The organism is Streptomyces sp. NPDC058964, from assembly GCF_042741275.1.
Lineage (GTDB): Bacteria > Actinomycetota > Actinomycetes > Streptomycetales > Streptomycetaceae > Streptomyces.
In genome coordinates, this window is the sequence record NZ_JBHYKH010000011.1 from 5,970 (window position 1) to 15,714 (window position 9,745).

Genomic DNA, 9,745 nt, shown 5'->3' on the forward strand with positions numbered 1-9,745 from the left:
TTTAATGATCCGGCCCCCACCGATATATACACTTGCTTGGTCGTCGGACGCGTCTGTGGTTTATAAGAGACAGTGGCCGCACAGGAAGCGATCGACGCGGCGGCCGCCGCCAACAACTCCGCCCGCCTCGCGGCCAGTGCCGCACAGCAGGCCGCTTCGGCGGCGGTGGGTGCCGCCCAGGCCGCATCCCGTGCGCAGAGCGCCGCCGCGGACGCGGCCACCGACGCGACCAAGGCCTCCGCGGCACGCAAGGCGGCCGACGACGCCCGCACCGCGGCCAAGGGAGCCCGGCTGGCGGCGGACGCGGCCAAGCAGGCCGGCAACGCGGCGGCCGAGGCCGGCAACGCGGCGAAGGCCGCCGCCGATGCCGGCAGCAACGCCGACGCCGCCGCCGACGCGGCCGACCAGGCCAACGACTACGCCGACAAGGCCGGCGTCCACTCATCCGAGGCCAGCGTCGAGGCAGCTGCGGCCCACCGCCACGCGCAGGAGGCCACCCGCGCCGCGAACGCGGCCGCGTCATTGGCCGCGGAGTCGGCCGGCGCGGCCAGTGACGCGGAGGACGCGGCGGACGCGGCGGCCACCCACGCGGAGAACGCCGCCAAGGACGCCGATGACGCGGCCAAGCACGCCGGCGAAGCAGCCACCGCCGCCAAGCAGTCCGCGGCGCATGCCAAGGCGGCCCAGGACGCGGCCGACGCCGCCACCGCGGCCGTCGCCAAGGCCCAGAAAACCCACCAGACCGCCGTCAAGATCGAGACGGAGGAACTGACCGAGCGGACCAACGCCGGCATCGCGCAGGCCAAGGACCTCAAGGCGCAGGAAGAGCAGCAAGCGACCGCGGACGCCGCCGCCGTCCAGCAGGTCAAGGACACCGACACCCAGGCCAGGAGTCTGGCGGAGCAGGCAGCGCGGCCCGGAGCCGACCCCAAGACCATCGGCCCCGCCGGCCGCAAGGTCGCGCTGGCGACGGCGCAGACCGGCGGACCCTGGAGCAGGGGCGCCGCCGAGGAAGCCCTCACCGGCACCGACACCGACGTCGTCGACTACCTCATCACCCGACGCGTTCAGGCCGCCCACCAGGACGACCGCTACCGCGTGCAGACCCTGGCCCAGGAAAGCTCACTGGCCTCCGTACGCACTGCTGCCGAGGAGGCGCTCAAGGGCAGCGACGAGCAGGTCTCGGCGTTCCTCGCCACCGGGCAGTACCAGGCCGGGGCGCAGGACTTCCGGGTGAACATCGCCCAGATCATCGACGCCGGCGGACCGGTGGTGCAGCAGGCCGGCCGGACCGCGCTGGACTCCAACGACCCTGAGAAATACCGCGAGTTCCTCACCATCGGTCAGTACCAGGCACGCACTCAGGACGAGCGGGTGCGCGCGGCCCAGCTGATCGCCAGCAGCGGCCCGCAGGTCAAGTCGGCCGCCCGGATCGCTCTTGAGGGGCCCGATGATCTGCTGGATCAGTTCATCCAGGTCGGGCAGTTCAAGGCCCAGCGCCAGGACTTCCTCGGCGCCACCCACACCGCGCAGATCGCCCAGCTGATCGCGGACGCGGCCGGTGTCGCGGCCACGGCCCAGCAGAACGCCGCCGACGCCCACAAGGCCGCCGCCACCGCGGCCAGGGCCAAGGACGAGGCCGCCGACTGGGCGAAGAAGGCCGACGCCTCCGCCAAACAGGCCAAGGGCTACGCCGACCAGGCGGCCAAGTCCGCCAAGGACGCGCAGGCCTCCGCCGACCAGGCGGCCGCCTCCGCCCACACCGCCGCCAAGGCAGCCGCCTCTGCCGACCAGGCCGCGAGCGACGCGGCCACCTCCGCCGTCGACGCCGCCGGCTCCGCTCGATGGGCCCAGGCGTCCGCCACCGCCGCCTACACCGCCGGTGCCCAGGCCCGCGCCTCCGAACTCGCGGCCGGCAAGGACTCCAAGGCGGCCGACCAGGCCTTCGCGGACGCCTTCCAGGCGGCTGTGGAGAAGAAGGCGGCCGAACGCAAGGCGGCCGAGAAGGACGCCGGAAGCCAGGCCGAAGCACGCTACCGCTGCGGCATCCTCGGCTGCGACGCCGCCGAGCACCCGGCGCACTACTGCCAGCACAACGAGGTGCTGTGCGACATCCTCTCCCAGGGGCCCGGTGCCGAGGCCGCGGCCGAAGAGCTGTGGACCGTGGAGAAGGACTTCGGCTTGGGGAACCTGTATCCCTGCAGCCACGGCGATCTCGAGGCCTGCACGCAAGTCGCCGAGGACACGGCGTTCCGCAGCAAGTGGAAGCTCCTCGAAGAAGGAGTGAAGGCGCTGGAGGACCTGCGCCGTCTCCGCTACGTGAAGGGGTGCACCCAGTGCTTCCCGGCCGGCACCAAGGTCCTCATGGCCGACACCGGCCCGCGGAGCATCGAGAGGATCCGGCCGGGTGACACCGTCCGGGCCACCGACCCGCTCACCGGCCGCACCGCACCCCGCCGGGTGAGCCGTCTCATCATCACCGATGGCGACAAGCACTTCGACGAACTCACCCTCGCCACGCCTGGCGGCCCCCGGAAACTCACCGCCACGTACGAGCACCCCTTCTGGAGCCCGTCAGCACACCAGTGGGTCAAGGCCAGCGACCTCACACCCGGCACCACCCTCCTCAGCGCCGACGGCGCCACTGTCAGCGTCCAGGGCAACCGCGCCTTCGACCAGCACACCCGCACCTACAACCTGACCGTCGAGGAACTCCACACCTACTATGTGCTGGCGGGGACCACACCGGTACTCGTGCACAACTCCGCGTGCGATCCCCCCTTCCTGGACGCCGCAGGCGAGAGGTACGTACGGAGCAAGCACATGCCGGGCGGCGCAAAGGCAGACGCCACGAAGGGCTTGTTCAACAAGGACGTCGACCTCTACAAGCTGGCCGATGACGCCGACAAGTTCGAACCCAAGTTGCAGGACAACGGCAATTATGCCCGTGTCGGCAATGCCCCCGATATCATCGGAACGGATGTCGAAACCGGATTGCCGACGAAGACATACACCGTGGTCACGGACAAGTGGGGAAATGTGGTCACTATGCATCCAGGCGTACCCCGGTAGAGCGTCCAAGGTCGGTCGAAAGGTGAAATGATGCCACTTAGCATTCTGGTGCGCACATATACGGGCGAGGTCTTGGCGACGTCGTTGCATCCCGCCATCGGCGCGCTCTGCGCGACCGCCCGAGAACGCGGTCTGGTGATGCTCGGATGGGTGGACAAGTACGACGACACGGTGTTCAACAGAACCCAGGTATCGCACATGCGCGAAGAACTGGTGGAACTCCGCCGACACTGTGCCACCGAAGAGGCGGAAGCCCTGGCGGAACTCATGAAACTGATGGACTTGGTTTCGGAACGCCCGCACAGATATCTTCTGTTCAACGGTGACTGACCGAAGGACATCGAGAGGGGAAGGGCCCCATGGCTTCGGCGTAGGCGCGTGAAATTCCTGGAAAATGGGGTTACTGTTCGCGGCATTCCTCATCCTTCTGCCCGCTGGTTTCCTAATCGTTGTCGGCATGCGCGAAACTGGCGCATTGTAGAGGGCGAGGAGTAGATGAAAATCCTCATCACCTCCCTTTCTGTTGCATTCTTATGCACGGCTTACGTGTGGCCGGCGGCCCCGCTGCTCATCTACCCGATGAACCGGCGACTTGGCTTCTGGGCCGCCCTCTATTGTTGCGCCGTCGGAGTGTTCTTCGGAATCGAACCGTACTACCTACATTTCAATATCGGGGCATTTTTTGAAGCGGTCATATTCACCTCCGTCGTTCGAGCGATCGCCGAAGCTATAGGCGTATTGGAGAAACCTCGCAACGCGTGGCGGAAGCGGCACGCAATACCAGTGGAGTGAACGCGGAGCTCAGAGCTCGTAACACGATCATGTACTGGCCTTCGTGAGGCGTCTCGAGCAGATATGGTTGAAGTCGCGGGTGAGGAAGACGTTGTGGCGGACGAAGGGACGTTCCACGAGCCGGGCGGGCGCGGACAGGTGGGACAGTCCCGCGGCGGCGGTGGCCAGGGGGAGATTGAAGGCGTCCAGCAGGCTGACGGCGCGCAGGAGGTGGCGTTCGTCGGGGGTGAGGTCGGCCAGCGTGCGGGTGAGCAGCGCGGGGAAGTCTGCACCGAAGTCCGCCGCGGTGGGGGTACGGCCGGTGCGGCGGATGTCGAGGAAGCGGAGCACGGCGAGATCGAGGTAGAGAGGCAGGCCGTGGCACCTGGCACAGTGCCCGCTGGGCGGCATGGAAGCTGCTGGCCTCCCCAGCGGTGTAGGGACGGTGCCGGGCAGCGGTCAGGGCCCAGACCGCGGACCGGTCACGGCCCAGCGCCCGGTGGTCACCGTCGATCACCGGCCGCGGCCACCGATCCGGGGGTCGGCGGCCGCGGCCGCCACGATGTCAGCCGCCTGGCAGGCTCGCGCGTCCACGGCCTGCGTGGGGAACGCGGTGACCGCGTCCAACTCCAGGGCGCGGGCGTGGTCGACGAGGGTGCGCTGCCGGCTGCCGGCTGCCGGCTGTCGGCAGCCCGCCCGGCCAGGGCCACCACTTCGATCCGGTACCCGGCGCGGGCGAACCAGCTCGCACTGGAGGCGAAGTCGGCGGCGCTGGTGAAGTCGCACTCGATGAGCAGGTCGCCACGCCGTTCACGGACGTACGCCTCAGCCTCGGCCTGCCAGTCCTCGGCATCACAGCGGACCAGCTCCTCGGCCGCCCGAGGGCTGTCGTTGATGAGCTGGGCGTGGTCCGGGTGCGTGCCGCGCAGCAGATCAGGTTCCAGCACGGCGGTGCCCGCCCGCATCGCCCGGCGCAGGATCCGCCGCGCCTCCAGCTGCCGTGCTCCCGGCTCGCCGACCAGGTAGACCACGATCGGGTCCGGGTGTGCAGCGGCCCGGCGCATCGCCCGGTCCAGATGCGTGGGGGCGATCAACTCGTCAAAAGCCCAGCGGTGTTGGGCGGGGTGGAGGCGGTGGTAGCCGGTTCCCGGTGCTTCGGGCAGCGGGTGGGCGATCCGGCGCACAGGCTCGGCCGCTGCTGCGGCCCGCTCGGCGGCGCGGGAGACCGTGCCCTTGCCGAATATCTCATCCGGCCTGGTGGGGGCTGGTGTACAGGGGATTGCGGGCGTCGTGCGCGGTTGCCTGTACCGGGGCTGCTCGCGTGACCGACAGTCGGCACGGCAGGATGTCCGGCTGTGCTGCTGCGACTGGCTTACCGGGGGGTGGCGAACGCGTTCGCCATGCTGCGCCTGCTGCCGATGAGCGACCACGGCAAGGACATCGAGATCCTGGCGCTGCGTCATCAGATCACGGTGCTGGAACGCCAACTCGGCAAGGACGGGGTGCGGTTCACCCCGAGCGATCGGGGGTTCTTGGCTGCGTTGCTGCACTGTCTCCCGTGTGACGTGCTGGGCAGAGTGCGGCTGCTGGTGCGCCCGGTCACGGTGCTGCGCTGGCACCGCGGTCTTCTCGCGCGCCGCCACGCCGCTGCCTCCCGGCCGAAGCGCCCGGGACGGCCGCGGACTGTGCGCTCCGTCCGCGCTCTCCTCCTGCGCTTGGCAAAGGAGAATCCCGGCTGGGGCTATCGCCGGATCCACGGCGAACTGCTCGTCCTGGCGTGCAAGTGCCCGCCTCCACCGTATGGGAAATCCTGAGAGATGCCGGGATCGCCCCGGCACCCGAGCGCGCCGTGACGTCCTGGGCCGGCTTCCTGCGCTCCCAGGCCGATGCCTTGTTGGCCTGCGACTTCTTCGAGATAGTCCCCCTGGCCGGGGAGCGCCTGTACGTGTTCGCGGTGATCGAGCACGCCAGCCGGCGGATCCGCATCCTGGGGGCCACTGCGCATCCGACCGCCTCGTGGGTGGTGCAGGCCGTCAGGAACCTCGTCATGGGCTTGGAGGACGCGGCTGCCGGGCGCGGTTCGTGATCCGGGATCGCGACGGCAAGTTCCCCGCCCTGTTCGATGCCGTCCTCACCGACGTGGGGATCGAGGTCGTGCTCAGCGGCATCCGAATGCCGAGAATGAACGCGCTCATGGAACGTTGGGTGCAGACCTGCCGACGCGAGCTCCTGGACCGCACCCTGATCTGGAACCAACGCCACCTGCGCCACGCCCTGCGCGAGTTCGAGGACTTCTACAACGGGTACAGGCCGCACCAGGGCGTCGCCAACGCCCGCCCGCTGCACCCATTGCCCGCACCGATCGCCGATCCGGACAGGCTCGCCCACCTCGACGTACGACGACGCGATCGCCTCGGAGGCATTCGCCACGAGTACCGGCACGTAGCCTGACCTGCGCAGATGAGATTTCCGGCAAGGGCAGGGCTGCGCGTTTCCGGCCAGAGGGCACAGCCCCAGCGAGGGGAACCGGGAACGGGCCGGCCGCAACGAAGGCGAAATCGCCGTCCCCTTCAGGATGCCCCGCCTCCATCCTCGCGCACCAGGACATCAGCACGGACACGACGACCAAGGACGCCAAGAAGTAGGCCTGCCCGGGACTGCCGTTAACAGCCCGGACATCGAACCATCTTCGACCCGGAGCCCCGCCCGGGGGTTACCGGCCGTTCCCAGTTCGCATTCAAGGAGGCAGGAACGGCTCGAACACGCAGGACGACGGGCCTCGACCGCAGCGTGGCGTCGCGCGGACCGCCGAGTTGGGCCGCGCCGGTTCAGGTGGTCGCCGCGTCGACAGCCGCGCGGAACTCCTGCGTCATGAGGGCGACCGAACCCCGCTGGACAAGGCCCTCACCCGGCTCGTCCCACACCCTGGCCGCAGCGGCACTCATGCGTTCGTGCATCGCCGCGTCGATCGCTGCCCGGTATTCCTCGGGGACCTCCCGGGTGTCCTGGATGGCGATCATCGTGCCGAAGCGGGTGCCGATCCCCCCGATCGTAATGACCTTCCAGCCGAGCTCACGGGCCGCCCTGCGCATCGCGGCCCTGATCAGCTCCCCCCCGCCCAGGCCGACGGCCTCCTCATCGGCCAGATTCACCTGGTACGAGCCGCCGTAGCCGCCGGCACTCTCGGGACAGGCACGGTGCAGCAACGGGACCACGGCCTCGGCCATGGCGACGCAAGCGCGGATCCTTCGCGTAGGAAGCCATCCGGGCATCGAAGAGCCGCACAGATGCTTCGGGGGCCGTGCGGCGGGCCCTTACCCGAGGCGGGCCGCTCCGCCCAGCGTCGCCCTGAGCGTGCCTGCTGGTCAGACGGCTCCGACGACAGTCAGTCCGTCTCCCCGTTGACGAGTTGGAGGGCGATCAGCGGGTAGCGGTCGTCCTTGAGGAATCTGGCCCCGTGCTGCCGTTTCGGTCAGAACGCTGTCGCTTCCAGAACCGACCGGACCACTCTGCTTATCCCTCCCCGCCGGGACCCGGGTACGGCTACCGTGGGGGCATGGCCAGGGAAAATCCGCATCGAGATCGATGACGAGCAGCTGAAGCGCGAGGCGCACCAGCGGCACGAGGATCCGGACGTGTACGCCGGACGCGTCCTGGCCGACGGTCTGAACAAGGCGCGGTTCCTCGAGGGATGCGCCCAGTTCCTGTCCACCCCCGGAATGCGCGAGGAGTTCGCCCGCCGGTTCGGCCCGCAGCCCAGGCCGCCGACCTGGCCGAGCAGGTGACGGCCGGAGACGTGGACATACGGGCACTGGCCGACACGCTCAAGGAGTGGACGGAGCGCAGCTGAATCCAAGCGCGCCGGCGCCGTTGCCCAGCTGTCACTCAGGGAGACGGTCGCGGAGGTCGCGAAACATTGACGGCCCGCAACGCCGGATGACCGCACGGCCACCGTGGTTCGCTTCGTTCGGACCGCTGCGCGTTGTCGTGCCGCGACCGGGGGGCGGAGACGCAATTTCACGGTAAGGTGAAACCAGTTTCAGTACGTGGTGAAACTTCGTCGCAGCCGTGAGCGAGTGCGGGACCGGCAAGGGAGATGGCGGGAGATGACGGCACGAGCAGGCAGGGGCCCCAGGGGGGAGCGGGGCACGCAGGCCGACCGTATCCTGGCGGCTGCGCGCAAGTCCTTCGCCGAGAAGGGCTACAGCGGGACGTCCTTGCGGGCCGTGGCGCAGGCCGCCGACGTGGATCCCACCCTTGTGAACTACTACTTCTCCAACAAGATGGGACTGCTGAGGGCAGCGCTGGAGCCGCCGGACGCCTTCGGCGAGGGCATCGCCGAGGCTGCCAAGGTGCCGTTGGAGGAGCGCGGGCGTGCCTTTGTGGAGGCGGCGCTGTCCATGTGGGACGACCCGGCCACTTCGGAGGTCCTTCGCTCGATCATCCTCGCCGCGAGCCATGAGCCCTACGCCATGGAGCGCCTCCGTGACGTCTTCTCCGCTCTCGTCCTTCAGGTCGTGTCGGCGAGCCTTCCGGGCGACGAGGCCGGGCTGCGCTCGGACCTGGTAGCCATTCAGATCGTGGGTCTGGCCATGACACGTTACGTCTGGGCCATCGACCGCATCGCCGACATGCCGAGGGAGCAGGTCGTCCGCCTGATCGGGCCGGTCGTGCAGCACTACCTCACCGGTGACCTGGCCGGCGACGTCCCGCAGGGTGCCTGACCACAAGGTGGCCGCACAGGGGGCCTCTGCTCATTTTCATGTGACATAGAAATTATTCTTGCTCCGGTGTGGCGTCCGGCGTAGCGTGGGAATCGGTAATTTCCGGACACATGGAAATGAGTGTGCTATGGCCCAGCTCCGGGCCGCTGGCGTCGAACTCGGTCTGCGTCGACTCGATGGACCGCAGACCATCAGTCGTCAGTGCCACGAATCCCCTCTTCTCCGGGTGGCGACCTGTGAGGACGACGTGGTGAACCCGGTCCACGGCGGCGACCGGCTCCCCGTTGGCGTCTGCCGTCCCGGCGCGGGCGCCAGGGGTGCCGTATCCGTAGTGGCCTCGCCGGTGAGGGGAGTGGCGCCCCCTCGGCAGGCCAAGGACGGGGTGGCGGCGCGGGCGGGCATTGTGCCGTGTGATCCGCGTTCCGCGGCCCTGGCCCGGGATCTGGTCGCCAGGCGTCTCGCCGCCCTTTGCCTCGCCGACCTCGTCGACGTCGCCGAATTGCTGGTCTCCGAGCTGGTGGGCAATGCGATCAAGTACGCCGGTGGCCGTACCCTGCTCATCACCGTTCACGCCGCCGAGCGTGGCGCCCGGGTTACCGTCACCGACGGCTCGCGCGGCCTGCCCACCCTGGTCCGCGCCGGGGGCGAGGACGAGGGTGGGCGTGGCCTGGCCCTGGTCGATGCCCTTGCCCTCCGCTGGGGAACCGTCCCGCTTCGGAACGGCAAACGCGTCTGGTTCGAGCTGTAGATCCACTGGGGTGGATGCCGGCGGGGAGTCGGCCTCCGGGCGGGCCCCGGGGCGAGGGGCGCGTCACAAGGCGGTCGCTTAAAGGCGGAGGACCGGCTGCCGGAGTGCGTCACTGTGTCCGTCTGGGGCGGCGCGGGGTTGCGGCTCTCTCGTCTGCTGTGCCCTGCCACCTGCGCCGGTCGTTACGCCGGAGCGCGCGTCGATTCGGCTCCATTTCATGCTGTGCTGAAATTTCTGTTGCCTGCGGCAGGAGGCGCGCGTACCGTGAGCCCTCGTTAATTTCCCTACGTGTGGAAATGAGGGTGCCATGGCTCGGTTCAAGGCAGCGGGGGTGGGGGGCCGGGAGCCGCGGGGGTAAGGGACCCCCACCACCCGGGCTCAAAAACCCCACCACTGCCCCGCGCGACAACGGGGGGGCCCCCGGGGCAAC

The 9,745-nt window shown here is 69.1% G+C and carries 9 protein-coding genes and 1 pseudogene; 7 read left to right on the plus strand and 3 right to left on the minus strand.

Annotated elements, in window-relative coordinates; genetic code table 11:
* Positions 1-72: 72 nt before the first annotated feature.
* The 3 genes from ACFW2E_RS02660 (at position 73) to ACFW2E_RS02670 (ending at position 3,864) form a co-directional block, all read left to right on the plus strand.
* Positions 73-3,072, plus strand: a complete 3,000-nt coding sequence (locus ACFW2E_RS02660; RefSeq protein WP_384460242.1) for a polymorphic toxin-type HINT domain-containing protein — start codon at positions 73-75, stop codon at positions 3,070-3,072.
* Positions 3,073-3,099: 27 nt separating this feature from the next.
* Positions 3,100-3,402, plus strand: coding sequence for a hypothetical protein (locus ACFW2E_RS02665; RefSeq protein WP_384460245.1), 303 nt, complete (start codon positions 3,100-3,102; stop codon positions 3,400-3,402).
* Positions 3,403-3,567: 165 nt separating this feature from the next.
* Complete coding sequence (locus tag ACFW2E_RS02670) at positions 3,568-3,864, plus strand: hypothetical protein (protein ID WP_384460248.1); 297 nt, start codon at positions 3,568-3,570, stop codon at positions 3,862-3,864.
* A gap of 27 nt (positions 3,865-3,891) precedes the next feature.
* Here ACFW2E_RS02670 and ACFW2E_RS02675 read toward each other — a convergent pair whose 3' ends face one another.
* Together ACFW2E_RS02675 and ACFW2E_RS02680 are read right to left on the minus strand one after the other, a co-directional pair.
* Complete coding sequence (locus tag ACFW2E_RS02675) at positions 3,892-4,254, minus strand: hypothetical protein (RefSeq protein ID WP_384460251.1); 363 nt, start codon at positions 4,252-4,254, stop codon at positions 3,892-3,894.
* Between the two features lie 92 nt (positions 4,255-4,346).
* Complete coding sequence (locus tag ACFW2E_RS02680) at positions 4,347-5,027, minus strand: zeta toxin family protein (RefSeq protein WP_384460253.1); 681 nt, start codon at positions 5,025-5,027, stop codon at positions 4,347-4,349.
* Between the two features lie 171 nt (positions 5,028-5,198).
* Between ACFW2E_RS02680 and ACFW2E_RS02685 the strand changes: the two are divergent.
* Positions 5,199-6,294: pseudogene (locus ACFW2E_RS02685) on the plus strand (integrase core domain-containing protein).
* 377 nt (positions 6,295-6,671) lie between these two features.
* Here ACFW2E_RS02685 and ACFW2E_RS02690 read toward each other — a convergent pair.
* A complete protein-coding gene (locus ACFW2E_RS02690; RefSeq protein WP_384460256.1) occupies positions 6,672-7,070 on the minus strand; it encodes a hypothetical protein in 399 nt (132 codons plus the stop codon).
* 321 nt (positions 7,071-7,391) lie between these two features.
* On the opposite strand from ACFW2E_RS02690, the gene ACFW2E_RS02695 reads away from it, so the two are divergent.
* The 3 genes from ACFW2E_RS02695 to ACFW2E_RS02705 all read left to right on the plus strand — a co-directional run bounded on the left by ACFW2E_RS02695 (position 7,392) and on the right by ACFW2E_RS02705 (position 9,315).
* Positions 7,392-7,628 carry a hypothetical protein gene (locus ACFW2E_RS02695; protein WP_384460259.1) on the plus strand — a complete coding sequence of 79 codons (237 nt, stop codon included), beginning with the start codon at positions 7,392-7,394 and terminating at the stop codon, positions 7,626-7,628.
* A 321-nt stretch (positions 7,629-7,949) separates the two neighbouring features.
* On the plus strand, positions 7,950-8,567 hold the full coding sequence (locus tag ACFW2E_RS02700) for a TetR family transcriptional regulator (protein ID WP_384460262.1): 618 nt from the start codon (positions 7,950-7,952) through the stop codon (positions 8,565-8,567).
* 226 nt (positions 8,568-8,793) lie between these two features.
* On the plus strand, positions 8,794-9,315 hold the full coding sequence (locus ACFW2E_RS02705; protein ID WP_384460265.1) for an ATP-binding protein: 522 nt from the start codon (positions 8,794-8,796) through the stop codon (positions 9,313-9,315).
* Positions 9,316-9,745 lie beyond the last annotated feature (430 nt).